At 70.2% G+C, this 25,102-nt stretch carries 21 protein-coding genes and 2 riboswitches; of the genes, 17 read left to right on the forward strand and 4 right to left on the reverse strand.

Annotated features, from left to right (window positions below; translation table 11 throughout):
• Positions 1 to 1,407, reverse strand: coding sequence for a quinolinate synthase NadA (gene nadA, locus AC3IPY_RS07370; RefSeq protein WP_489187726.1), 1,407 nt, complete (start codon positions 1,405 to 1,407; stop codon positions 1 to 3).
• Positions 1,404 to 2,156: an NUDIX hydrolase gene (locus AC3IPY_RS07375; RefSeq protein WP_489187727.1), complete on the reverse strand. Its 753-nt coding sequence runs from the start codon at positions 2,154 to 2,156 to the stop codon at positions 1,404 to 1,406. Before AC3IPY_RS07375 ends, nadA begins: the two co-directional genes overlap by 4 nt.
• A gap of 180 nt (positions 2,157 to 2,336) precedes the next feature.
• Positions 2,337 to 2,427, forward strand: a riboswitch (glycine riboswitch).
• A riboswitch (glycine riboswitch) is annotated at positions 2,428 to 2,526 on the forward strand.
• A 42-nt stretch (positions 2,527 to 2,568) separates the two neighbouring features.
• Here AC3IPY_RS07375 and glyA point away from each other — a divergent pair.
• The 6 genes from glyA (at position 2,569) to AC3IPY_RS07405 (ending at position 10,459) form a co-directional block, all read left to right on the forward strand.
• A complete protein-coding gene (gene glyA, locus AC3IPY_RS07380; protein ID WP_489187728.1) occupies positions 2,569 to 3,894 on the forward strand; it encodes a serine hydroxymethyltransferase in 1,326 nt (441 codons plus the stop codon).
• 35 nt (positions 3,895 to 3,929) lie between these two features.
• A complete protein-coding gene (locus tag AC3IPY_RS07385; RefSeq protein ID WP_489188272.1) occupies positions 3,930 to 5,372 on the forward strand; it encodes an L-serine ammonia-lyase in 1,443 nt (480 codons plus the stop codon).
• 10 nt (positions 5,373 to 5,382) lie between these two features.
• Positions 5,383 to 6,555: a glycine cleavage system aminomethyltransferase GcvT gene (gcvT, locus tag AC3IPY_RS07390; RefSeq protein ID WP_489187729.1), complete on the forward strand. Its 1,173-nt coding sequence runs from the start codon at positions 5,383 to 5,385 to the stop codon at positions 6,553 to 6,555.
• 47 nt (positions 6,556 to 6,602) lie between these two features.
• Complete coding sequence (gene gcvH, locus AC3IPY_RS07395; protein ID WP_489187730.1) at positions 6,603 to 6,974, forward strand: glycine cleavage system protein GcvH; 372 nt, start codon at positions 6,603 to 6,605, stop codon at positions 6,972 to 6,974.
• Between the two features lie 10 nt (positions 6,975 to 6,984).
• The gene (gcvP, locus tag AC3IPY_RS07400; RefSeq protein ID WP_489187731.1) at positions 6,985 to 9,876 is read left to right on the forward strand and encodes an aminomethyl-transferring glycine dehydrogenase; all 2,892 of its coding nucleotides are present in this window, start codon (positions 6,985 to 6,987) and stop codon (positions 9,874 to 9,876) included.
• Positions 9,877 to 9,976: 100 nt separating this feature from the next.
• A complete protein-coding gene (locus AC3IPY_RS07405; RefSeq protein WP_489187732.1) occupies positions 9,977 to 10,459 on the forward strand; it encodes a hypothetical protein in 483 nt (160 codons plus the stop codon).
• Here AC3IPY_RS07405 and AC3IPY_RS07410 read toward each other — a convergent pair.
• A complete protein-coding gene (locus AC3IPY_RS07410; protein ID WP_489187734.1) occupies positions 10,405 to 11,166 on the reverse strand; it encodes a CPBP family intramembrane glutamic endopeptidase in 762 nt (253 codons plus the stop codon). The two genes, AC3IPY_RS07405 and AC3IPY_RS07410, sit on opposite strands and share 55 nt — an antisense overlap.
• Positions 11,167 to 11,372: 206 nt before the next feature.
• Here AC3IPY_RS07410 and AC3IPY_RS07415 point away from each other — a divergent pair, with 206 nt between their 5' ends.
• From AC3IPY_RS07415 to AC3IPY_RS07440, 6 genes are all read left to right on the forward strand, one after another.
• Positions 11,373 to 12,989, forward strand: a complete 1,617-nt coding sequence (locus AC3IPY_RS07415) for a peptide ABC transporter substrate-binding protein (RefSeq protein WP_489187736.1) — start codon at positions 11,373 to 11,375, stop codon at positions 12,987 to 12,989.
• Positions 12,990 to 13,177: 188 nt separating this feature from the next.
• A complete protein-coding gene (locus tag AC3IPY_RS07420) occupies positions 13,178 to 14,107 on the forward strand; it encodes an ABC transporter permease (protein ID WP_489187737.1) in 930 nt (309 codons plus the stop codon).
• The gene (locus AC3IPY_RS07425; RefSeq protein WP_489187738.1) at positions 14,097 to 15,050 is read left to right on the forward strand and encodes an ABC transporter permease; all 954 of its coding nucleotides are present in this window, start codon (positions 14,097 to 14,099) and stop codon (positions 15,048 to 15,050) included. Before AC3IPY_RS07420 ends, AC3IPY_RS07425 begins: the two co-directional genes overlap by 11 nt.
• On the forward strand, positions 15,047 to 16,813 hold the full coding sequence (locus tag AC3IPY_RS07430) for a dipeptide ABC transporter ATP-binding protein (protein WP_489187739.1): 1,767 nt from the start codon (positions 15,047 to 15,049) through the stop codon (positions 16,811 to 16,813). The genes AC3IPY_RS07425 and AC3IPY_RS07430 overlap by 4 nt, the downstream gene beginning before the upstream one ends.
• Before the next feature lie 315 nt (positions 16,814 to 17,128).
• Positions 17,129 to 19,033 carry a translational GTPase TypA gene (gene typA / locus AC3IPY_RS07435; RefSeq protein ID WP_489187740.1) on the forward strand — a complete coding sequence of 635 codons (1,905 nt, stop codon included), beginning with the start codon at positions 17,129 to 17,131 and terminating at the stop codon, positions 19,031 to 19,033.
• Between the two features lie 233 nt (positions 19,034 to 19,266).
• Positions 19,267 to 20,124, forward strand: coding sequence for a M23 family metallopeptidase (locus tag AC3IPY_RS07440; protein WP_489187741.1), 858 nt, complete (start codon positions 19,267 to 19,269; stop codon positions 20,122 to 20,124).
• A gap of 120 nt (positions 20,125 to 20,244) precedes the next feature.
• On the opposite strand, the gene AC3IPY_RS07445 is transcribed toward AC3IPY_RS07440, so the two are convergent.
• The gene (locus tag AC3IPY_RS07445) at positions 20,245 to 21,060 is read right to left on the reverse strand and encodes an enoyl-CoA hydratase/isomerase family protein (protein WP_489187742.1); all 816 of its coding nucleotides are present in this window, start codon (positions 21,058 to 21,060) and stop codon (positions 20,245 to 20,247) included.
• 151 nt (positions 21,061 to 21,211) lie between these two features.
• On the opposite strand from AC3IPY_RS07445, the gene AC3IPY_RS07450 reads away from it, so the two are divergent.
• The 5 genes from AC3IPY_RS07450 to AC3IPY_RS07470 all read left to right on the forward strand — a co-directional run bounded on the left by AC3IPY_RS07450 (position 21,212) and on the right by AC3IPY_RS07470 (position 25,059).
• Positions 21,212 to 21,703, forward strand: coding sequence for a hypothetical protein (locus AC3IPY_RS07450; protein WP_489187743.1), 492 nt, complete (start codon positions 21,212 to 21,214; stop codon positions 21,701 to 21,703).
• A complete protein-coding gene (locus tag AC3IPY_RS07455; RefSeq protein WP_489187744.1) occupies positions 21,700 to 22,101 on the forward strand; it encodes a histidinol dehydrogenase in 402 nt (133 codons plus the stop codon). Before AC3IPY_RS07450 ends, AC3IPY_RS07455 begins: the two co-directional genes overlap by 4 nt.
• Before the next feature lie 36 nt (positions 22,102 to 22,137).
• Positions 22,138 to 22,458 carry a ferredoxin gene (fdxA, locus tag AC3IPY_RS07460; protein ID WP_489185851.1) on the forward strand — a complete coding sequence of 107 codons (321 nt, stop codon included), beginning with the start codon at positions 22,138 to 22,140 and terminating at the stop codon, positions 22,456 to 22,458.
• Between the two features lie 2 nt (positions 22,459 to 22,460).
• A complete protein-coding gene (dapC, locus tag AC3IPY_RS07465) occupies positions 22,461 to 23,579 on the forward strand; it encodes a succinyldiaminopimelate transaminase (RefSeq protein WP_489187746.1) in 1,119 nt (372 codons plus the stop codon).
• Between the two features lie 232 nt (positions 23,580 to 23,811).
• Positions 23,812 to 25,059, forward strand: a complete 1,248-nt coding sequence (locus AC3IPY_RS07470) for a citrate synthase (RefSeq protein WP_489188274.1) — start codon at positions 23,812 to 23,814, stop codon at positions 25,057 to 25,059.
• Positions 25,060 to 25,102 lie beyond the last annotated feature (43 nt).

A 25,102-nucleotide genomic window follows, 5' to 3' on the forward strand; every position in this document is an offset into this window, starting at 1 on the left:
TCAGGCCCCCGCGGGCACCGCGACGGGAGCGGCCGGCGGCTTCGCCTGGTTGGTCGCGGGCGGCACCTGCTCCGCCGTCGCCGTCGCCGCCGCGGCCGGCGGCTTCGCCGCGAGCATCCGCTCGAGGGCCACCCGTGCCGGCTCGGCCACCTCGTCGGCCACCGTGATGCGGTTGACGACGCGCCCCTCGACCAGCTCTTCGAGCACCCAGGCGAGGTAGCCGGGGTGGATGCGGTACATGGTCGAGCACGGGCAGACCACGGGGTCGAGGCAGAAGATCTCGTGCTGCGGGTACTCGGCCGCGAGGCGCTGCACGAGGTTGATCTCGGTGCCGATCGCGAACGTCGAGCCGGCGGGCGCCGCCTGGATCGCCTTCACGATGAAGTCCGTCGACCCCGCGGCATCGGCGGCATCGACGACGGGCATGGGGCATTCGGGGTGCACGATGACCTGCACGCCGGGGTGGTCGACGCGCGCCTGCGCGATCTGGTCGACCGTGAAGCGGCGGTGCACCGAGCAGAAGCCGTGCCAGAGGATGACCCGGGCGTCGTCGAGCGTCGCCGCGTCGTTGCCGCCGAGCGGGCGCCGCGGGTTCCACATCGGCATCTGCTCGAGGGGCACGCCCATGGCCTTGGCCGTGTTGCGGCCGAGGTGCTGGTCGGGGAAGAAGAGCACCCGCTGCCCGCGCTCGAACGCCCACTCGAGCACGGTCTTCGCGTTCGAGGAGGTGCAGACGATGCCGCCGTTGCGCCCGACGAAGCCCTTGAGCGCCGCCGAGGAGTTCATGTAGGTGACCGGAATGACGGGCACGCGCCCGTCGGCGTCGGTCGCCGTGAGGTCGCCGTAGACGTCTTCGAGGTCGGCCCAGCAGGCCTCGACCGACTCCTCGTCGGCCATGTCGGCCATCGAGCAGCCCGCGGCCAGGTTCGGCAGGATCACGGCCTGCTCGGGCGTGGAGAGCAGGTCGGCGGTCTCGGCCATGAAGTGCACGCCGCAGAAGACGATGGCCTCGGCGTCGGGGCGCGTGAGCGCCGCGTTCGCGAGCTGGAACGAGTCGCCCACGAAGTCGGCGTGCTCGATGACCTCGTCGCGCTGGTAGAAGTGGCCGAGCACGACGACGCGCTCGCCGAGGGTCGCCTTGGCCGCGCGGATGCGGCCGTGCAGCTCGGCGTCGCTCGCGGTGCGGTACGACTCGGGCAGGGCGCCCTGGCGGGGCGAGCCCGTGGGGATCACGTCGCCCATCGACGAGCCGGGCCCGTAGGCCACGGGCCCCGCGTCGAACTCCCACGGGCCTTTGGCGAGGTCGGGGGAGCAGGTGCTGCCCGATGCGGAGCCCGCCTGGATGAGCTGGATCGAGCGGTCGACGGATGCCGCGAGCCGGACGTCGCTGGGCTGGACCATCGTCATGGGTGTCTCCTCAGGTGCGGGGCGATCGGGATTCGGAACGAGCCCTGGATGCCCGCGTCGGCGGGATCGGCGGGGCGGTACAGCTTGGGCGGGCGGTGCGGGGTGCCGGTGCGCACCTCGCCCGTCTCGACGAGGGCGCCCGACGCCTCGACCGTTCGGCGGAAGTTGGCCGGGTCGAGGGGGCGCCGCAGCACGGTCTCGTAGACCTCGCGGAGCTCGGCGAGCGTGAAGGTCTCGTCGAGGAACGCGTGCGCGATCTGCGAGTAGCCGAGCTTGGTGCGCAGGCGCCCGAGGGCGTAGGCGACGATCTCGTTGTGGTCGAAGGCGAGCTCGGGCAGGTCGTCGGCGTCGAACCAGCGCACGTTGGGGTCGTCGATGGCGCCGCTCGTCTCCTCTGGGCGCACGAGCGCCCAGTAGACGACCGAGACGACGCGCCCGTCGGGGGAGCGGTCGGGGGCGCCGAAGGTGTAGAGCTGCTCGAGGTATCGGGGCGTGACGCCCGTGGTCTCCTCGAGGGTGCGGGCGGCGGCGCCCTCGAGGCTCTCGGCCGCACCGAGCCAGCCGCCGGGCAGTGCCCAGCGCCCTCCGCCCGGTTCGCGCAGGCGTCGCACGAGCGGGATCCACAGCGAGCGGTCGGCGGGCTGCTCGGGTTGCGCGGGCGGCTCGCCGGTGACGACGCCCGGTTCGCGGGCGAAGATCACGGTCGACACGGCGAGGCGTGCTTCGGCGAGTTCGATCGGTCGAGGCATCCGCTGCTCCCTTCGTGTCGCTTTGACTCTAAGTACGCGATCATCTTACAGTCACGTTGACTCGAACAGAAATCGGGCACGTCACGGACGCGGGCGGCCGACGCCGGATGCCGCGCCGGAACCTCCGCACGCGGCATCCGCTCCATGCCGGTAGGATCGAACCCACAACTGAACGACCGATCAACTGCCACGGGAGAAGCCGTCATCGCACGGCTGCCGTAGGAGCAACCCCTCCCGGGAATCTCTCAGGCCCCTGTACCGTGGCGGCAGGTCACTCTGGAAAGCGGCGCTTCGGCGCCCGCCGACGGGGCAAGCGCAGCCGGCGACGGCCACGCGGAAACTCTCAGGCCCATATGACAGAGCGGGAGGAACTCGACGCATCCGACGACGGATGCACCGGAAGGAGTTCCACATGTCCCGAACCGACCCCACCGAGGTGCTCACCGCGCCGCTCGCCGAGCTCGACCCCGAGGTCGCCGCCGCGATCGACCTCGAGCTCGCACGCCAGCGCACGGGCCTCGAGATGATCGCCTCCGAGAACTTCGCCCCGCTCGCCGTCATGGAGGCGCAGGGTTCCGTGCTCACGAACAAGTACGCCGAGGGCTACCCGGGGCGCCGCTACTACGGCGGATGCGAGCACGTCGACGTGATCGAGTCGCTCGCGATCGAGCGGGCGAAGCAGCTCTTCGGCGCCGCGTTCGCGAACGTGCAGCCGCACTCCGGCGCCCAGGCGAACGCCGCCGCCATGCACGCGCTCATCACGCCCGGCGACACGATCCTCGGACTCGACCTCGCGCACGGCGGGCACCTCACGCACGGCATGAAGCTGAACTTCTCGGGCCGGCTCTACCAGGTCGTGCCCTACCACCGGGCCCCCGCGACCGAGGAGATCGACCTCGACGAGGTGCGCCGCCTCGCGCTCGAGCACCGGCCGGCGCTCATCATCGCCGGCTGGTCGGCCTACACCCGGGCGCTGGACTTCGCCGCCTTCCGCGCGATCGCCGACGAGGTCGGCGCGTTCCTCCTGGTCGACATGTCGCATTTCGCGGGACTCGTCGCCGCGGGACTGCACCCCTCGCCCGTGCCGCACGCCCACGTGACCACGACCACGACGCACAAGACGCTCGGCGGCCCGCGCGGCGGGCTGATCCTGAGCATGGACGCCGACATCGCGAAGAAGCTCAACTCCGCCGTCTTCCCCGGCCAGCAGGGCGGGCCGCTCGAGCACGTCATCGCCGGCAAGGCCGTCGCGCTGAAGATCGCCGCGACCGAGGGCTTCCGCGACCGCCAGGAGCGCACCCTCGAGGGCGCCCGGCTGCTCGCCGCCCGTCTCGCCGAGCCCGACTGCGCGGTGGCCGGCATCCGCGTCGTCGGCGGCGGCACCGACGTGCACCTCGTGCTCGTCGACCTGCGCGAGAGCGAGCTCGACGGCCGCGCCGCCGAGGACCGCCTGCACCGCATCGGCATCACCGTGAACCGCAACGCCGTGCCCGACGACCCCCGCCCGCCGATGGTCACGAGCGGCCTGCGCATCGGCACGCCGGCGCTCGCGTCGCGCGGCTTCGGCGCCGGTGCGTTCGCCGAGGTCGCCGACATCATCGCGGGCGTCCTGACGGCGGCGGATGACGCGGAGCTGGGCGGGTACGCGAACCGCGTCGACGCGCTCGTGGCCGATCACCCGCTCTACGCCGGTCACCCCGATCTCACGGCCGCGCGCACCCTCGCGGAGGTCTCGTGACCGCCGTCGCGGTGACGATTGCGCTCGCGCCGCCCGTGCCGGCGCCCGCGCCGCATGCCCCCTCGAACGAGATCGTCGGGGTCTTCGACCTGTTCAAGATCGGCATCGGCCCGTCGAGCTCGCACACGGTCGGTCCGATGCACGCCGCGGCCGACTACGTCGCCCGGCTCGGAACCGCCGCCGCCGACGTGGCGCGGCTCGAGGTCGAGCTCTACGGATCCCTCGCGGCGACCGGCCGAGGGCACGGCACGCTGACCGCGGTGCTGCTCGGGCTCGAGGGCCGCCGGCCCGACGCGATCTCGAGCGCCGAGGTCGAGCAGCGCGTCGGCGAGATCGCCGAGTCCGGCCGCATCCGCCTCGCCGGCGTCGTCGAGCTGCCGTTCGGCGTCGACGACCTCGTGCTCTCCCCGCGCACCGTGCTGCCGCGGCACAGCAACGCCGTGCGCTTCGCGACGTTCGACGCCGAGGGCCACGGCATCGACGAGGCGACGTACTACTCCATCGGCGGAGGGTTCATCGTGCGCGACGGCGACGGCGACGGGGCCGCTCAGGCCGTGCGCGACGAGACCGAGGCCCGGGCGCCGCATCCGTACGCGAACGCCGCCGACCTGCTCCGCGCCTGCGAGGCCGAGGGCCTGTCGATCGCCGAGCTGGCCATGCGCAACGAGATCGCCGCGGCGTCGGGCGACACGGCCGCGGCATCCGAGGCAGGGGTCCGCACCGGCATCCTGCGCATCCGCGACGCGATGCTCGACTGCGTCGCGACCGGCATCCGCCGCGACGGCGTGCTGCCCGGCGGCCTGTCGGTGCGCCGCCGTGCGCCCGAATGGCACGCGCGGCTGCTTCGCGAGGATCCCGACCGCAGCCCCGAGTTCGCCCAGGAGTGGGTCAACCTCGTCGCGCTCGCCGTGAATGAAGAGAACGCCGCGGGCGGGCGCGTCGTCACCGCGCCGACGAACGGCGCCGCGGGCATCGTGCCGGCCGTGCTGCACTACGCGACGAACTACAGCCCCCGCGCGCGGGCCGGCGACGACCTCGACGACCTCGCGGTGGAGTTCCTGCTCACCGCGGCGGCGATCGGCGGCATCGTCAAGCGCGGCGCCTCCATCTCGGGCGCCGAGGTGGGCTGCCAGGGCGAGGTGGGCTCGGCGTCTTCGATGGCCGCCGGCGCGCTCGCCGCCGTGCTCGGCGGCACGCCGGAGCAGGTCGAGAACGCCGCGGAGATCGCGATGGAGCACAACCTCGGCCTGACCTGCGACCCCGTGGGCGGGCTCGTGCAGATCCCGTGCATCGAACGCAACGCGATCGCCGCCGGAAAGGCCATCAATGCGGCCAAGATGGCGATGTGGGGTGACGGGACGCACCGGGTCTCGTTCGACCAGGCCATCGAGACCATGCGTCAGACCGGTCGCGACATGAGCGACAAATACAAGGAGACCGCGACCGGAGGGCTCGCGGTCAATGTGGTGGAATGTTGAGGAGAACGCAATGACCGAGACAGCACAGGCAGAGCCGACGGCGGGTCGGTTGAGTCCGCTGCACGATGTGCACGCGGCGCTCGGCGCGTCGTTCACCGATTTCGCCGGCTGGCAGATGCCGGTGCGGTACACGTCCGACCTGGCCGAGCATCATGCGGTGCGCACGAAGTCGGGCCTCTTCGACCTCTCGCACATGGGCGAGATCGTCGTCGTCGGGCCCGAGGCGGGCGCAGCGCTCGACTACGCCCTCGCCGGCAGGCTGTCGGCGATCGCGCTCGGGCAGGCGAAGTACTCGCTGCTGCTCGCCCGCGACGGCGGCGTGATCGACGACCTCGTCGTCTACCGCACGGGTGAGGACCGCTTCATGGTCGTCGCGAACGCGGCGAACCGCGAGGTCGTCGTCGAAGAGCTGCTCGAGCGCACCTCGCCGTTCGACGTCGAGGTCTTCGACCAGAGCGACGACGTCGCCCTCATCGCCCTGCAGGGGCCAGACGCGCTCGAGGTGCTCCTCGAGACGCCCGGCTTCGGCATCCAGGGGCCGGGCAACGACCACGACGACTTCGAGACCGCGATCCGCGAGCTCAAGTACTACCGTGCCGTCGCCGCCGAGTACGAGGGCGAGCCCGTGCTCGTCGCGCGCACCGGCTACACCGGCGAAGACGGCTTCGAGCTCTACCTCGCCCCCGAGCGCGCGGCGGGGCTCTGGCGGGCACTGGCCGAGACGGGCGGCCCTCGCGTCGTGCCGTGCGGCCTCGCGAGCCGCGACACGCTGCGCCTCGAAGCCGGCATGCCGCTCTACGGGCACGAGCTCGGCCGAGACACCTTCCCCGTGCAGGCCGGCCTCGGCCGCGTCGTGGCGCTCTCGAAGGAGGGCGACTTCGTCGGCCGCGCCGGCATCGAGCAGGGCCCCCGAGCGGATGCCCCGGTGCTGGTCGGTCTCGTCGCCGAGGGCCGCCGTGCGGCCCGCGCCGGCTACACCGTGCACGCCGGAACCGCAGAGGACGCGCCCGGCATCGGCGTCGTCACCTCCGGCGTGCTGTCGCCGACCCTCGGGCATCCGATCGCGATGGCGTTCGTGCACCCCGATCATGCCGAGCCCGGAACGGTGCTCGCCGTCGACGTGCGCGGCACGCGCATCGAGGCATCCGTCGTCACCCTTCCCTTCTACAAGCGCGGCGCCTGACCGGCCGCCACCCCGACTCGACCGACCCCAGACACCAGGAGAACCCCATGACCGAGAACACCGAACTCCAGTACACCGAAGAGCACGAGTGGGTGCTGGTCGACGGCGACACCGTCACCGTCGGCATCACCGACTACGCCGCCGAGAAGCTCGGCGACATCGTCTTCGTCGAGCTGCCCGCGGCGGGCACCACGGTCGCCGAGGGCACCGTCGTCGGCGAGATCGAGTCCACGAAGTCGGTCGGCGAGCTCTTCGCGCCCGTGAACGGCGAGGTCGTCGAGGCCAACCAGGCCGTCGTCGACTCGCCCGAGCTCGTCAACAGCGACCCGTTCGGCGAGGGCTGGCTGCTGAAGATCACCGCGCCAGAGCTGCCGAAGCTCCTCAGCCACGCGGAGTACCGCGCTCTCGTCGGCGAGTAGGGCCGCACCGATGACCACCTCCTCCACGTTCGACCTCGACGCCTTCGGGCGCCGCCACATCGGCACCACCCCGAGCGATCACGCCATCATGCTGGCCGAGCTCGGCTACGACTCGCTCGACGCGCTCATGACCGCCGCCGTGCCCTCCTCCATCCGCATGGGGGAGGTGCTGAACTCCGCGATCCCCGCGGCCGCGACCGAGCGCGAGGCCCTCGCCGAGCTCGCGGCCCTCGCCGAGCAGAACACCGTGCGCACCTCGATGATCGGCCTCGGCTACTTCGGCACGATCACGCCGGCCGTGATCCAGCGCAACGTGCTCGAGAACCCGAGCTGGTACACGGCCTACACGCCGTACCAGCCCGAGATCTCGCAGGGGCGTCTCGAGGCGCTCATCAACTTCCAGACGATGGTCACCGACCTCACCGGGCTCGACACGGCCAACGCGTCGATGCTCGACGAGGGCACCGCGGTCGTCGAGGGCATGCTCCTCGCCCGCCGCGGCTCGAAGTCGGCCTCGAACCGCTTCGTCGTCGACGCCGACGCCCTGCCGCAGACGCGGGCGCTGCTCGAGTCCCGAGCCGAGGCCGTGGGCATCGAGCTCGTCGTCACCGAACTGCACGAGGGCACGGATGTCTCCGCCCTCGGCGAGCACTTCGGCGTCTTCGTGCAGTACCCGGGCGCCTCGGGCCGCGTCTGGAACCCGGCATCCGTCATCGCTGCGTCCAAGGCGCAGGGCGCGCTCGCCGTCGTCGCCGCCGACCTGCTCGCCCTCGCGCTCATCACGAGCCCGGGCGAACTGGGTGCCGACGTCGCGGTCGGCACGAGCCAGCGCTTCGGCGTGCCGATGGGCTTCGGCGGACCGCACGCCGGCTACATGGCCGTGCGCAAGGGCCTCGAACGCCAGCTCCCGGGTCGTCTCGTCGGCGTCTCCAAGGACGCCGTCGGCGCGCCCGCCTACCGGCTCACCCTGCAGGCGCGCGAGCAGCACATCCGCCGCGAGAAGGCGACCTCGAACATCTGCACCGCGCAGGTGCTCCTCGCCGTCATGGCATCGATGTACGCGGTCTACCACGGGCCCCGCGGCATCCGGCACATCGCCGTGACCACCGCGGCGAAGGCGAAGGCGCTCGCCGACGCGCTCACGGCCTTCGACCTGACGCTCGCGCACGAGACGTACTTCGACACCATCCGCGTGCACGTGCCCGGCCTCGCCCGCAACGTCGTCGAGCGCGCGCGCGAGCTCGGCGTCAACGTGTGGGAGGCCGATGAGGCGACCGTGCACATCGCGGTCGACGAGACGACCACCGCCGACGAGCTCTCCCGCGTCGTCGAGGCGTTCGGCTTCGGCGAGCGAGCGGATGTCGCGGTGTCGCTCTCCGAGCTGCCGTCGAGCCTGCCCGCCGAGCTGCGCCGCACGAGCGCGTACCTCGAGCACCCGGTGTTCAACACGCACCAGTCCGAGACGCAGATGATGCGCTACCTCAAGCAGCTCGCCGACCGCGACTACGCCCTCGACCGTGGCATGATCCCGCTCGGCTCCTGCACGATGAAGCTCAACGCGGCCACCGAGATGCAGGCCGTCACCTGGCCCGAGTTCGCGAACCTGCACCCGTTCGCGCCCGAGGCCGACGTCGTGGGCACGCTGGGCCTCGTCGAGCAGCTCGAGAGCTGGCTCGCCGAGGTCACCGGCTACGACACGGTGTCGCTGCAGCCGAACGCCGGCAGCCAGGGCGAGCTCGCGGGCCTGCTCGCGATCCGCGGCTACCACCGGGCCAACGGCGAGGCCGAGCGCGACCTCTGCCTCATCCCGTCGAGCGCGCACGGCACGAACGCGGCATCCGCGGTGCTCGCGGGCATGCGCGTGGTCGTCGTCGCGTGCGACGAGCTCGGCAACGTCGACCTCGACGACCTGCGGGCCAAGATCGCCGAGCACGCGGCATCCATCGCGGCGCTCATGATCACCTACCCGTCGACCCACGGCGTCTACGAGCACGACGTGCGCGACATCTGCCAGGCCGTGCACGACGCGGGCGGACAGGTCTACGTCGACGGCGCCAACCTGAACGCGCTGCTCGGCTTCGCCAGGTTCGGCGACTTCGGCGGCGACGTCTCGCACCTGAACCTGCACAAGACGTTCTGCATCCCGCACGGCGGCGGCGGCCCCGGCGTGGGCCCCGTGGCGGCCAAGGCGCATCTCGCGCCCTACCTGCCCGGCCACCCGATGGCCCAGCGCGACGACCACGCGGGCGGCTTCGTGCACGGCGGAGGGCCGGTCTCGGCGGCGCCCTACGGCAGCCCGTCGATCCTGCCGATCTCATGGGCATACGTGCGCATGATGGGCGCCGAGGGGCTCGAGCAGTCGACCGCGTCGGCCGTGCTCGCCGCGAACTTCGTCGCGTCGCGCCTGCGCGAGCACTTCCCGGTGCTCTACACGGGCGAGAACGGCCTCGTCGCGCACGAGTGCATCCTCGACCTGCGCCCGCTCACCGCGGAGACCGGGGTGAGCGTCGACGACGTGGCCAAGCGCCTCATCGACTACGGGTTCCACGCGCCGACCATGTCGTTCCCCGTCGCGGGCACGCTCATGGTCGAGCCGACCGAGTCCGAAGACCTGGCGGAGCTCGAGCGCTTCGTCGAGGCGATGATCGCGATCAAGGCTGAGGCCGACGCGGTCGGTCGCGGCGAGTGGCCGGTCGACGACAACCCGCTGCGCGGCGCGCCGCACACGGCGGAGTCGGTCATCGCGGGGGAGTGGAACCACCCCTACACGCGCGAGCAGGCCGTGTACCCCGTGCACTCGCTCGTGCGCAACAAGTACTGGGCTCCGGTGCGCCGCATCGACCAGGCCTACGGCGACCGCAACCTCGTGTGCGCCTGCCCGCCGGTGGAGGCCTTCGCGTAGCGGAGCGGCGTTCGCGTCGCGCAGCGCCCAGCTCGCAAGCACCCCTGTACGTGAGGTGCCCTCAGGTCTACACTGGGGGCACTCTCACGAGGAGGTGTCCATGTCCCTCATCGATCTGGTGCAGATCGGCGCCGGCGCCGGGTTCGTCGCGGCCATGGTGCTCGTCAGTGCGGCCGCCTCCCGCGTGTTCGGGCTCGAGCAGCGGGCCGGGCTCCTCGAGCGACGCGACCCCGGCATGGCCGCTGCGCTGCGCCGCGCCGACTCGCTCAGCTCGATCGCCCAGGCGGGGTACTACGGAGCCGACGGCATCTCGGCGGTCTGCACGCCCAGTCGCGCCAGTTGGATGGACATGGCGCGCGTGCGCGCGAGCGCATCGGACCTCAGGGTCGAGCCGCCCGAAGAGGCGCTGCCGCCCATGCCCGCGACGGTGCTGGCGCTCGCCGAGGGGTCGCACCTGGCGCCGAGGTGGCGCACGAGGCATCCGTCGCCGTCACCCGATCCGCGGCCCGTGCCCGCCGAGAGCGCCGCTCACGAGGCGGGCGCCGCGAAGAGCGCCGGCCACCAGGCGACCGCGAGCGGGTAGCCCACGAACGAGACGACGTCGAGCACCAGATGCGCGACGACGAGCGGCATCGTGCGCCCCCAACGCTGGTAGCACCAGCCGAACACGACGCCCATCGCCGCGTTGCCGATGAACGGGCCGAAGCCCTGGTACAGGTGGTAGGTGCCGCGCAGCAGCGCGCTCGAGACGATCGTGGCCCACGGACCCACCCCGAGTTCGCGCAGTCGGGTGAAGAGGTAGCCGACGACGATGAGCTCCTCGGAGAGCGCGGCCTCGAGGGCGCGCAGCACGAGGATCGGCACCGTCCACCACAGCCAGTCCGCCGGCGAGGCCTGCACGGCAACCGTGATGCCGATCGCGCGGCCGGCCGCGTAGAGCGCGAGCCCCGGCACGCCGATGACGGCGACGAGCAGCAGGCCGGATGCCACGTCTCGGCCCGGACGGGTCAGGTCGAAGCCGATGCGACGGAACGGGCTCTCGCCCGGTCGCCACAGCAGGTACAGCACGAGGGCGACCGCGAAGAGCCCGAAGAACACGTCGAGGAACTGGTAGGTGAAGTCGAGCCATTCGCGCTGGGAGCGGCTCGGATTCAGCGCGACGGACTGGTCGCCGAGGGCCTGCTCGGCCGTGATCTTGGCGATGATCGAGACGATCGAGTAGACCGCGGAGGCGCCGAGCGAGAGCCCGAGGACGATGGCGATCTCGATCCGCAAACGTGCAGCCGACATGCACCGATCCTCGCATATGCGCACCGTGCGCAAAGATCCTGCGCATGATGACAATTTCTTTCGCAGGAACCCAGTCGAAGGTTGCGCGTCGGTAACGGTTTCCTCAGGAGTTTGCTTCGGGGGATTGCGATTCATAGTCTCGACTCATCCCGCGCTCCAGGGCGGCCAGAAGCCGCACTGCTGACGCACGTCTCACAGGAGGAACATTGAAGATCAAGAGAATCGGCGTCGCAGCCATTGCTCTTGCTGCAGCCGGAGCCCTCGTGCTCACCGGTTGCACGAGCGGCTCGCCCGAGTCGACCGGCGGCGCCAGCGCGACCGCGGTCATCACCACCAACGGCTCCGAGCCGCAGAACCCGCTGGTTCCCACCAACACGAACGAGACCGGTGGCGGCAAGATCCTCGACTCGATCTTCGCGGGTCTGGTCTACTACGACGCCGACGGCGCTCCTCACAACGACGTCGCAGAGTCCATCGAGACCGACGACGCCCAGAACTACACGATCAAGATCAAGTCGGGCCTGAAGTTCTCCAACGGCGAAGACGTGACCTCGAGCTCGTTCGTCGACGCCTGGAACTACGGCGCGCTCCTCTCGAACGAGCAGCTCTCCAGCTACTTCTTCGAGTCGATCGAGGGCTTCAGCTACGAAGAGGACTCCGAGCTCACCGGCCTCGAGGTCGTCGACGACACCACGTTCACCGTGGCGCTCAAGCAGCCCGAGTCGGACTTCCCGCTGCGCCTCGGCTACTCGGCGTTCTTCCCGCTGCCCGCGTCGGCCTTCGACGACATCGAGGCCTTCGGCAACAACCCCGTCGGCAACGGCCCGTACATGCTCGACGGTGAAGGCGCCTGGAAGCACAACGAGAAGATCGACCTCGTCGTGAACCCCGACTACGACGGCCCCCGCAAGGCTCAGAACGGTGGTCTCGACATCATCTTCTACGCCACGCAGGAAGCGGCGTACGCCGACCTCCAGGGCGGCAACCTCGACGTGCTCGACGCCATCCCCGACGGCGCCCTCTCGACCTTCCAGGACGAGTTCGGCGACCGTTCGGTCACGCAGGCGGCGGCGATCTTCCAGTCGTTCACCGTCCCCGACCGTCTCGCCCACTTCGGTGGCGACGAGGGCAAGCTCCGTCGTGCGGCCATCTCCAAGGCGATCGACCGCGCTGAGATCACCGACGTGATCTTCTCGGGCACCCGCACCCCGGCCCACGACTTCACGTCGCCGGTCATCGACGGCTACTCCGAGGACATCCCCGGTTCCGACGTCCTCGACTTCGACGCCGACGCGGCGAAGGACCTGTGGGCTCAGGCCGACGCCATCTCCCCGTGGAGCGGCACCTTCCAGATCGCCTACAACGCCGACGGCGGCCACCAGGCCTGGGTCGACGCCGTGGCGAACCAGCTGAAGAACAACCTCGGCATCGACGCGTCGGGCGCTCCCTACCCGACCTTCGCCGAGGTGCGCACCGCGATCACCGACCGCACCATCGAGACCGGCTTCCGTACCGGTTGGCAGGCCGACTACCCGGCGCTGTTCAACTTCCTCGGCCCGATCTACGCGACCGGTGCCGGCTCGAACGACGGCGACTACTCGAGCGCCGAGTTCGACGGTCTCCTCAAGGAAGGCCTCGCCGAGACCGACCTCGACGCCGCCAACGCGAAGTTCCAGCAGGCTCAGGAGATCCTCTTCCAGGACCTCCCCGCGATCCCGCTGTGGTACTCGACGGTCAACGGTGCGTGGAGCGAGTCGGTCGAGAACGTCCAGTTCGGCTGGAACTCGGTCCCGCTGTACAACGAGATCACCAAGAGCGAGTAATTCTCGATCCAGGTCGCCTCGGGGTTAGACTCTGAGGCGCCCGTGGGGCGGTAGCCGATTCGGCTGCCGCCCCACACTCACGTAACCTCCGGTGCGCGCCTGATCGGCGTAGCATCGTGGGGACGAACTCGCATAAGGGTGAGGTTTCTTCCACAATGTCCACAACACCGAAGCGCGAGGCCTGATCGATGGCCGGATACATCGCGCGCCGACTGCTGCAGGCGATCCCTGTACTGCTCGGAACCACCTTCCTGATCTACTTCATGGTCTTCGCCATGCCGGGCGACCCGATCGTCGCCCTGTTCGGCGACAAGACGCCCCCGCCGCAGGTGCTCGAGCAGCTCCGCGAGCGGTACAACCTCGATCAGCCGTTCATCGTCCAGTACTTCATCTTCCTGGGCAACATCTTCCGCGGCGACCTCGGCACCTCGTTCTCGGGTCAGCCGGTCTCCGAGATCCTCGCCACCACCTTCCCGGTCACGCTGCGACTGGCCCTCATGGCCGTCGTCATCGAGATGGTCGCCGGCATCACGATCGGCCTCGTCTCGGGCCTTCGCAAGGGCGGCATCTTCGACGGCAGCGCGCTCGTCGTGAGCCTGATCCTGATCTCGCTGCCGGTCTTCGTGGTCGCCTTCGTCGCCCAGTTCATCTTCGGCATCCAACTCGGCTGGTTCAGAACCACGGTCGGGCCGGGTGCTCCATGGCAGGACCTGATACTCCCGGCGATCGTGCTCGCCTCGATCAGCTTCGCCCAGATCGTGAGACTGACAAGGTCGTCGGTCATCGAGACCGACGGACAGGACTTCGTTCGCACCGCCGCGAGCAAGGGCCTCTCCCGTCGCCGCATCGTCCCCGTGCACATCCTGCGCAACTCCCTGATCCCCGTGGTCACCTACCTGGCCGTCGACTTCGGCGTGCTCATGGTCGGCGCGACCGTCACCGAGGGCATCTTCAACGTCCCCGGTGTGGGACGCACGCTGTACCAGGCGATCATCCGCGGTGAAGGCCCCACGGTCGTCTCGTTCGTGACCGTCATGGTGCTGATCTACCTCGTGGTGAACCTGCTGGTGGATCTGCTGTACGCCGTTCTCGACCCGAGGATCCGCTATGCCAAGTAACACCAGACCCGATCAGCAGCATTTCGTCGCTCCGATCGAAGAGACCCCGCTCGTCGCGATCGACAAGGTCAAGACCGAGGGAAAGCCCACGAACCTGTGGACCGATGCGTGGGCCGACGTCCGCGGCCGGCCGATGTTCTGGATCTCCTCGGTCCTCATCGTCCTCGTCGTCGTCGTCGCGCTGTTCCCCGGCCTGTTCACGCAGGTGCCCCCGAACAACGACTGCCAGCTGTCCAACAGCAACGGCGGTCCGGCAGACGGGCACCCGCTCGGCTTCACCAAGCAGGGCTGCGACATCTACTCGCGCATCATCCACGGCACGTCGACCTCGCTCTCGGTCGGCATCATCGTGACCGTGCTCGTCGCCGTGCTCGGCATCGCGTTCGGCGCGTTCGCGGGCTTCTACGGCGGATGGATCGACTCGGTGCTCTCGCGCCTCGGCGACATCTTCTTCTCGATCCCCTACATCCTCGCGGCCGTGGTCATCATGTCGGTGTTCTCGAAGTACGCGAACGTGTGGGTGATCTCGCTCGCCATCGGCATATTCGCGTGGCCGGCGACGGCCCGTGTGTTGAGAGCCGAGATCCTGAGGGTCAAGAACGCCGACTACGTCATGGCGTCCACCGCCCTCGGCGTCTCGCGGTTCCGCATCCTCCTGCGTCACGTGCTGCCGAACTCGATCGCCCCCGTCATCGTCATCACGACGATCTCGCTGGCCTCCGCGATCGTGGCCGAGGCGACCCTGTCCTTCCTCGGCGTCGGCCTGCCCTCGAGCACCATGTCGTGGGGCAACGACATCAGCGCCGCGCAGACCGACCTCCGCACGGCGCCGCAGGTGCTGATCCTGCCGTCGATCGCACTGTCGATCACGGTCCTGAGCTTCATCATGCTCGGCGAGGTCGTCCGCGACGCGCTCGACCCGAAGGCGAGGGCCCGTCGATGAGCGACACCGTCAACACCGGCGGCGCGACCGCGCAGCACTCCGGCGGCGAGCGTCCGATCCTCGAGATCAAGGACCTCCAGGTCGGCTTCAGCACGCAGAACGGCCTGGTCAAGGCCGTCGACGGCGTGAACATCACCCTCTACCGCGGGCAGAGTCTCGCGATCGTGGGCGAGTCGGGCTCGGGCAAGTCGACGACCGCGCACGCGATCATCAACCTGCTCCCCGGCACCGGGCACATCTCGGGCGGCCAGATCCTCCTCGACGGTCAAGACCTGACCAAGGCGTCGAAGAAGGAGATGGAGGCGATCCGCGGTCGCAAGATCGGGTTCGTCCCCCAAGACCCGATGTCCAACCTCAACCCGGTGTGGTCGATCGGCTTCCAGGTCGAAGAGGCCATCAGGGCCAACGGCATCGCGACGGGCCGCAAAGAGGTCAAGAAGCGCGCGATCGAGGTGCTGAAGCAGGCCGGCCTGCAAGACGCCGATCGGCGCCTCAAGCAGTTCCCGCACCAGTTCTCGGGCGGCATGCGCCAGCGCGTGCTCATCGGCATGGGCCTGGCCGCCGACCCGCAGCTGCTCATCGCCGACGAGCCCACCTCGGCGCTCGACGTCACGGTGCAGCGCGTCATCCTCGACCACCTCGAGTCGCTCACCCGCGAACTCGGCACGACCCTGCTGTTCATCACGCACGACCTCGGCCTCGCGGCCGAGCGCGCGGAGCAGCTCGTGGTCATGTACAAGGGCAAGGTCGTCGAGTCCGGACCGTCGGTCGAGATCCTGCAGAACCCGCAGCACCCCTACACGCAGCGTCTCGTCGCCGCGGCCCCGAGCCTCGCCTCGCGTCGCATCCAGGCGACCGGAAGCGTGCAGGCCGCCGAGGCCTCCATGCAAGAGGGTGCAGAGACCGCCGCGGGCGATGAGATCGACCTCATCGCGACGGCCGAGGCCCGCGCCGAGGCACTCGCGTCCGCCGCGTCCGCTCCGCCCGCCATCACGGTCGAGCACCTCACCAAGGTGTTCAAGATCCGCGGTGCGGGCGAGTTCACCGCCGTCGACGACGTGTCGTTCCAGATTCCCAAGGGCACCACCATGGCGCTCGTCGGCGAGTCCGGTTCGGGCAAGTCGACGGTGGCCAAGATGCTCCTCAAGCTCGAAGACGCGACCTCGGGCAAGATCGTCGTCGGCGGTCGAGACCTCGCGAGCGTGACCGGCAAGCAGCTGTTCGAGCTGCGCAGCCGCATGCAGCCGGTGTTCCAGGACCCCTACGGGTCGCTGAACCCGCTGCGCAACATCGGCAACACGATCTCCGAGCCGCTGTCGACGCACGGCGTGGGCGACCGCACCTCGCGTCGCGAGCGCGTGTTCGAGCTGCTCGACCAGGTGTCGCTGCCGCGCACGCTGGTCAGCCGGTACCCGAACGAGCTCTCGGGCGGCCAGCGCCAGCGCATCGCCATCGCGCGGGCGCTCGCATTGAAGCCCGAGATCGTCGTGCTCGACGAGGCCGTGTCGGCGCTCGACGTGCTCGTGCAGGCGCAGATCCTGCGCCTGCTCGCCGACCTGCAGGGCGAGCTGGGTCTCACGTACCTGTTCATCACGCACGACCTCGCGGTCGTCCGCGTGATCGCCGACCACGTGTCGGTCATGCAGCGCGGGCGCATCGTCGAGGCGGCGACCACCGACGAGGTGTTCGACAACCCCCAGCAGCAGTACACCCAAGACCTGCTCGCGGCCATCCCGGGCGCGAACATCGAGCTCGGGGCGTAGCAGCCCGCACGGGCCGGCTCCCACCGGTCCACGCAGGCCTCCGCACGTACGCGAACGCCCGGCATCCGCTCTTCGGATGCCGGGCGTTCGCCGTTCCCGGGCGGGTTCGCAGTCCGCACGGCGGCGCCCGCACCTCGTCAGGGCGGTTCTCAGGTGAACGAGGCGTCGGCACGGTAGGCTTGTCGGGCGCGTGCCGTCGTTCTCGGCCCCGCACTCCCCAGACCTTTCACCAAAGCGCTTCCGCGTTCCCGTCGTGCCGCCCGTCGCGGTCACGGGCCCGCCGCACGGAGCCCACCAGCCCAGAGGACCGAACACATGGCGAAGGCCACCCGCAACGACCTGCGCAACGTCGCGATCGTCGCTCACGTCGACCACGGCAAGACCACGCTCGTCGACGCGATGCTGAACCAGACGCACTCGTTCGCCGAGCACGCGCACGTCGAAGAGCGTGCGATGGACTCGAACGAGCTCGAGCGCGAGAAGGGCATCACGATCCTCGCCAAGAACACGGCGATCACCTACAACGGCGAGCACGCCGGCGGCAACCCGATCACGATCAACGTCATCGACACCCCCGGCCACGCCGACTTCGGCGGCGAGGTCGAGCGCGGCCTGTCGATGGTCGACGGCGTCGTGCTCCTCGTCGACGCATCCGAGGGCCCGCTGCCGCAGACCCGCTTCGTGCTGCGCAAGGCCCTCGAGGCCCGCATGCCGGTCATCCTCCTCGTGAACAAGACCGACCGCCCCGACGCGCGCATCGACGAGGTCGTCGCCGAGAGCCAAGATCTCCTGCTCGGCCTCGCCTCCGACCTCGCCGACGACGTGCCCGACCTCGACCTCGACGCCATCCTCGACGTGCCCGTCGTCTACGCCTCGGGCCGCAACGGCGCCGCGAGCCACAACAAGCCCGAGAACGGCGAACTGCCCGACAACGACGACCTCGAGCCGCTCTTCGAGGCGATCCTCGAGCACATCCCGGCCCCGACGTACGACGACGAGCACCCGCTGCAGGCCCACGTCACGAACCTCGACGCCTCGCCCTTCCTCGGCCGTCTCGCGCTGCTGCGGGTCTTCCACGGCACCATCAAGAAGGGCCAGACCGTGGCCTGGGTCAAGCACGACGGCTCGGTGCAGAACGTGCGCGTGACCGAGCTCTTCCTGACGAAGGCTCTCGACCGCTACCCGGCCGAGAGCGCGGGCCCCGGCGACATCGCCGTGGTCGCCGGTTTCGAGGACATCATGATCGGCGACACGCTCGCCGACGCCGAAGACGTGCGTCCCCTCCCCGTCATCGCGGTCGACGAGCCGGCGATCTCGATGACCATCGGCACCAACACCTCGCCGCTCGTCGGCAAGGTCAAGGGCCACAAGCTCACCGCCCGCATGGTGAAGGACCGCCTCGACCGCGAACTCGTCGGCAACGTCTCGCTCAAGGTCGTCGACATCGGCCGCCCCGACGCCTGGGAGGTGCAGGGTCGAGGCGAGCTCGCCCTCGCGATCCTCGTCGAGCAGATGCGCCGTGAGGGCTACGAGCTCACCGTGGGCAAGCCCCAGGTGGTCACCAAGCAGGTCGACGGCAAGGTGCACGAGCCCTACGAGCACCTGACGATCGACGCTCCCGAGGAGTACCTCGGCGCGATCACGCAGCTGCTCGCCTCGCGCAAGGGCCGCATGGACAACATGTCCAACCACGGCACCGGCTGGGTCCGCATGGAGTTCATCGTCCCGAGCCGCGGCCTCATCGGGTTCCGCACCGAGTTCATGACCACGACCCGCGGCACCGGCATCGCGAACGCGATCTCGCACGGCTACGACGCGTGGGCCGGCCAGATCGTCACCCGCAACAACGGCTCGATCGTCGCCGACCGTTCCGGCGTCGTGACGCCGTTCGCCATCATCGCCCTGCAGGAGCGCATGACCTTCTTCGTGAACCCGACCGAAGAGGTCTACGAGGGCATGGTCATCGGCGAGAACTCGCGCAACGACGACATGGACGTGAACATCACCAAGGAGAAGAAGCTGACCAACATGCGTCAGTCGACCTCCGACACGTTCGAGTCGATGACGCCGTCGCGCCAGCTCTCGCTCGAGGAGTGCCTCGAATTCGCGCGCGAAGACGAGTGCGTGGAGGTCACCCCGGCCGCCGTGCGCATCCGCAAGGTCGAGCTCGACGCCACGGCGCGCGCCCGCACCACGTCGCGCCTGAAGAAGCAGGGCTAGTCGTTTCGAGAGGGGCGGATGCCGCGGGGTCGAGCCCGAGGCATCCGCCCCTCTCGCATGCCCGGCGAGGGTGCCCGAACCGGTTCGGAGCAGCGCCGGAAGGCGGATGCAGGTGTTCGCTCGGGCGTCGCGTGCACGGGTTGTGGAGCAGAACCTGAGGGTTTGTTCAGATTCCGTACGTAAGGTGGTCGAGTTCGTCTGGATGCCCCCGACCCGAAACTCTGCTCCACCATATGACCTTCCCCCCTCACGGCCGCCGCGCGGCCGCACGCACCCGTGCGTCATTCCGCGCCCCCGCCGCCCCCCGTCTCGTCAGCTCGTTCGCCTCGCGCACCTCGGCCGCGGTCGCCGCCGTACCCGGCTTGGGCGGCTTCCTGCCCGCCCGGGCGGGCCTCGCCCTGCTCGCCATCGCGGCCGCATTCGGCCTGGCGCTCAGCACGAGCACGCCGGCACTCGCGGTGAGCGCGAGCGGCGCGACGGAGTCGGTCTACGCTCCCGCGCAGACGTCGTACAACGACACCGTCGAGCTCGAGCCGCAGGTCGTGGAGGTCGCGAGCGGGGTCGTCGTGGCACCGGCCCCCGAGGGCGGGTACGCGGTCGAGGCCGCGCCGCCGCCCATCACGTCGCAGGTCGCGAGCCTCGGGGCGGTGAGCCTCATCGAGAGCGAGCGCATCGTCTGGCCGGTGTTGACGCCGAGCCGCACGAGCGACGGGTTCGGCCCGCGCTCGGCGCCCTGCGCCGGATGCTCGACCAACCACGACGGCGTCGACTTCAACCCCGGCAACGGCACCCCCGTCATGTCGATCGCCGACGGCGTGGTCGTGCTCGCGACCGAGAACGGCGGCGGGCTCGGCGTGAACGTCGAGGTGCAGCACAACATCGCCGGCCAGCTCATCACCTCGTCGTACGGACACATGCAGAACGGCTCGATCGCCGTGAGCGTCGGCCAGCAGGTGACGGCGGGCCAGCAGCTCGGACTCGTCGGCTCGACGGGTCAGTCCACCGGCCCGCACATGCACCTCGAGATGTTCGGCGCCGACGGCGTGCGCTTCGACGGCGTCGCGTGGCTCTCGACGCGCGTCAACGGTTGAGCACGCTCGGTTGAGCGCGCTCGGTTGAGCAGCCTCGGTTGAGCAGGCTCGGTTGAGCAGGCTCGGCTGAGCAGGCTCGGCTGACCCGGGTCGGCCGCGGGCGCGCCGCGCGCGCACGACTCAGTCGCGGCTGAACCCGGGCGTGCGCTTCTCGAGGAACGCCGAGACCCCCTCGCGCATGTCATCGGTGCCGAAGGCGGCCATGAAGCCGCCGATCTCGAGCTCGACCGCCTCGTCGGTGGGGCGCCCGGCGGCCTCGACGAGCACGCGCTTGGCCGCGCCCACGGCGACGGGGGAGTTCTCGGCGACCCGGGCGATCGTCTCGCGCGCACCCGCGAGCAGCGCAACACGGTCGGGGAAGCGGCGCGCGACGAGGCCGGCGTCGACGGCCTCCTCGATGCCGATGCGGCGCCCGGTGTAGATGAGCTCCTTGGCGCGCGCCGGGCCGACGACGCGTGGGAGCCGGACGGTGCCCCCGAATCCGGGGATGAGGCCCAGCCGCACCTCGGGTTGGCCGAAGGCCGAGGCATCCGTCGCATAGACGAGGTCGCAGGCGAGCGCGAGCTCGAGGCCGCCGCCGAGGGCGAACCCGTCGACGCAGGCGATGACCGGCACGGGCGACGCCTCGATGCGCGCGGCGACCCGGTGTCCGAGCCGCGCCATGCGCTCGCCCTCCTCGGGTGTGCGACCGGCCATCGCCGAGATGTCGGCCCCCGCGACGAAGGCCCGGCCGCCGGCCCCGACGAGCAGCACGCCTCGAACGTCGGTCGCGGCATCCGCGATCTCGGTGAACGCGGCGTCGAGGGCCTCGAGCACGTCGCCCGAGAGGGCGTTGAGTGCGCGCGGGCGGTCGATCGTGACGACGGCGACCGGGGCGTCGGCGTCGAACTCGAGGCGGACCTTGGGTGTTGCGGTCTCGGGCTCCGGTGCGGTCATCATCGATCCTCTCGGCGTTCGGAGCCTCCACGCTACCCGTCCGGGCGGCACCGGTGGGGCTCCATGGCCGCCGACGATGTCCGACGGTAGACTCCGTGCGGGGCCGGGCCGGCGTCCGCCCCGTCGATCGCCCCATCCACGAGGAGCCCCGATGCCATCTCCGACGACCACCGCGCGGATGCCGCGCACCGCCGTCAGGGCGGCGATGACGCTCGTCACGGCCGGCCTCGCCGCGGGCCTGCTCACGGGCTGCTTCCAGAACCCGGTCGAAGACCTCGTGAAGAACGGCGTCGAGGACGCCATCAAGAGCGCGACCGGCAGCGATGTGAGCCTCGGCGGCGAGCTGCCGGAGGGGTTCCCCGAGGCGATCGCCGTCGTCGACGGCAAGATCATGGTCGGCCTCGGCACCGGCGGCGCAGAGGGCTGGGTCGTGGTCGTGCAGTCCGAGGACCCCGACGCGGCCGCGGCCGCGCGCGCCAAGCTCGAGGACGCCGGCTTCGCGCCGGACGCCTCCCTCGACCAGGAGCAGCTCGACCAGCTCACGGGCGGCCAGGTCGACGCGGCCGTCTACGCGAACGACGAGTATCGCGTGCTGCTCGCCGTGCAGGACGGCACGGTGTCGTACACGGTCACCCCGAAGTGAACGACGTGACGAAGCCCGGGTTCGCCGGCCGCATCGGCACGCTCGTCATCGCCTTCGTGGTCGGGGCCCTCTACGGTTCGCTCGGCACGGTCGGGCACCGGCACGTCTGGACGATCGGCGAGATGACGGTGCCATGGGGCCTCGTCGCGGCGCTCGTCGGCGTCGCCGGGCTGCTCGTCGCCTTCCGCGTCTTCAGCGGGCGGCTGGTCGCGGCCGTCGTCGGCCTCGGCGTCATCGTCATGGTCGGCGTCCTCACGCTCGCGGGCCCCGGTGGCTCGGTGCTCGTCGTCGGCGATCTCACGGGCACGATCTGGTCGCTCGGCCCGGCGCTGGTCACGGTGTTCGTCGTCGCCTGGCCGCACCTGCCGGCGCGCTCCGCGCCCCGCGTCGCGGCATAGACTGGGAGCCCCCCTCCGAAAGGAACGCGAGCCACCGTGACCTACGTCATCGCTCTTCCGTGTGTCGACGTCAAAGACCGTGCCTGCATCGACGAGTGCCCGGTCGACTGCATCTACGAGGGTGAACGCTCGCTCTACATCCACCCCGACGAATGCGTCGACTGCGGCGCCTGCGAACCCGTCTGCCCCGTCGAGGCCATCTACTACGAAGACGACCTCCCCGAAGAATGGGCCGACTACTACAAGGCCAACGTCGAGTTCTTCGACGACCTCGGCTCGCCCGGCGGCGCCGCCAAGGTCGGCGTCATCGCCAAAGACCACCCCGTCATCAGCGCACTGCCCCCGCAGGGGCACTGAGCATGGCGCTGGGCGCGCTGCCCGACTACCCGTGGGAGGCCATGGCGCCGTACTCGGCTCGGGCCGGGCAGCATCCCGACGGCATCGTCGACCTCTCGATCGGCTCGCCCGTCGATGAGACCCCGCGCCTCATCCGCGAGGCCCTCTCGGCCGCGACCGATGCGCACGCCTATCCGCAGACCGTCGGCACGCCCGAGCTGCGTCGCGCGATCGTCGAGTGGTTCGAGCGACGCCGAGGCGTCGTCGGCACGGGGCTGAGCGAGCGCAACGTGCTGCCGACGATCGGCTCGAAAGAACTCGTCGCCCTGCTCCCGCTCATGCTGGGGGTCGGCGAGGGCGATGTCGTCGTGCACCCGAGGGCGGCCTACCCGACGTACGCGATCGGCGCGGCCATCGCGGGCGCCGAGTCCTTCGCCTCCGACGACCCGACCGAGTGGCCGGCCGCGACGAAGCTCGTCTGGCTGAACAGCCCCGGCAATCCCGACGGGCGGGTGCTCGACGTCGACGCCCTGCGGGCGGCGCGGTCGAGGGCCCGCGAGCTCGATGCCGTCATCGTGAGCGACGAATGCTACGCCGAGCTCGGCTGGGACGCCCCGTGGAACACCGAGCCCGTGCCGAGCATCCTCGACCCGCGGGTGAGCGGCGAAGACCGGCGCGGCACGCTCGCCGTCTACTCGCTCAGCAAGCAGTCGAACATGGCCGGGTACCGTGCCGCGTTCATCGCGGGCTGCGGGCTGCTCATCGAGCAGCTCACGAACGTGCGCAAGCATGCCGGCCTCATGGTCCCGGCGCCGCTGCAGGCCGCCATGACCGTCGCCCTCGGCGACGATGCCCACGTCGCGCACCAGAAGCAGCTGTACCGGGCCCGTCGAGACGTGCTGCGACCCGCCCTCGAGGCCGCGGGCTTCCGCATCGATCGCAGCGAGGCGGGCCTCTACCTCTGGGCCACCGAGGGGCGCGACGCATGGGAGTCCATCGCGAGCCTCGCCGACCTCGGCATCCTCGCCGGCCCCGGTCACTTCTACGGCGGCGACCACCCGCAGCACGTGCGGTTCTCGCTGACCGCCACCGACGAGCGCGTCGAGGCCGCAGCACGCCGGCTCGCGGCATCCGTCGTCTGAATTCTCCGACCGTTCGAGCAGCCGGAGCACCAGAACTGTTCGAACCCTCAAGCCACGGCCGGATGTCTTGGCGGATGCGACAGTGTGCCCGGAGCGCGTCTAGGCTGTAGTTCGGACCGCGGCCGAACGGTGTCGCGGGTCGGAAAGCAGGTGACCGCACTTGACGATCACAGGAGGCGCCGTGAGCGACGTCGTGAACAATGCCGAAGGCCAGAAGCCCCTTCAGGCGACCCTGAACTTCCCCGGTGGCACCGCGGAGTTCCCGATCCGTACCGCCGTCGACGGTGCGGCGAGCCTCGACGTGTCGACGCTGACACGCCAGACCGGGCTCACCGCGCTCGACTACGGGTTCGTGAACACCGCGTCGACCCAGTCGGAGATCACGTACATCGACGGCAACCAGGGCATCCTGCGCTACCGCGGGTACCCGATCGAGCAGCTGGCCGAGAACTCCACGTACCTCGAGGTCGCGTGGCTGCTCATCTACGGCTCGCTGCCGAGTGCCGACGAGCTGGGCGAGTTCGACGAGAAGATCCGCCGGCACACGCTGCTGCACGAAGACCTCAAGCGGTTCTTCTCCGCGCTGCCGCACACGGCCCACCCGATGTCGGTGCTCTCCAGCGCCGTGTCGGCGCTCTCGACGTACTACGAGGGCTCGGACCCCGACGACGTCGAGCTCACCATGGTGCGCCTCCTGGCGAAGCTGCCGGTCATCGCGGCCTACGCCCACAAGAAGAGCCTGGGGCAGGCGTTCCTGTATCCCGACAATTCGCTGAGCTTCGTCGACAACTTCCTGCGCCTGAACTTCGGCAACATGGCCGAGCCGTACGAGATCGACCCGACGCTCTCCAAGGCGCTCGACCGGCTGCTCATCCTGCACGAAGACCACGAGCAGAACGCCTCGACCTCGACCGTGCGCCTCGTGGGCTCGACCGGCGCCAACCTGTACTCGTCGATCTCTGCCGGCATCCAGGCGCTCTCGGGCCCGCTGCACGGCGGCGCCAACGAGGCGGTGCTGCAGATGCTCGCGCAGATCCGCGACTCCGGCGAAGGCGTCGGCAAGTTCGTCGAGCGGGTGAAGCGCAAGGAAGACGGCGTCAAGCTCATGGGCTTCGGGCACCGCGTCTACAAGAACTACGACCCGCGCGCGAAGATCGTGAAGCAGTCGGCCGACGAGGTGCTCGCCGGCCTCGGCGTGGCCGACCCGCTGCTCGACATCGCGAAGGAACTCGAGCAGTTCGCCCTCCAAGACGAGTACTTCAAGGAGCGTCGCCTCTACCCGAACGTCGACTTCTACACGGGCGTCATCTACAAGGCCATGGGCTTCCCGACGCGCATGTTCACGGTGCTCTTCGCGATCGGTCGCCTGCCCGGCTGGATGGCGCACTGGCGCGAGATGAACCTCGACCCGCAGACCAAGATCGGTCGCCCGCAGCAGCTGTACGTGGGCGAGCCCGAGCGGCAGTACCCGGGTCTCTGACCCTCCGGCGAGCGAAGTGCGGCAGACCGCCTGCCCGATCGCC

The sequence above is a fragment of the Agromyces sp. GL_144 genome, from assembly GCF_057834305.1.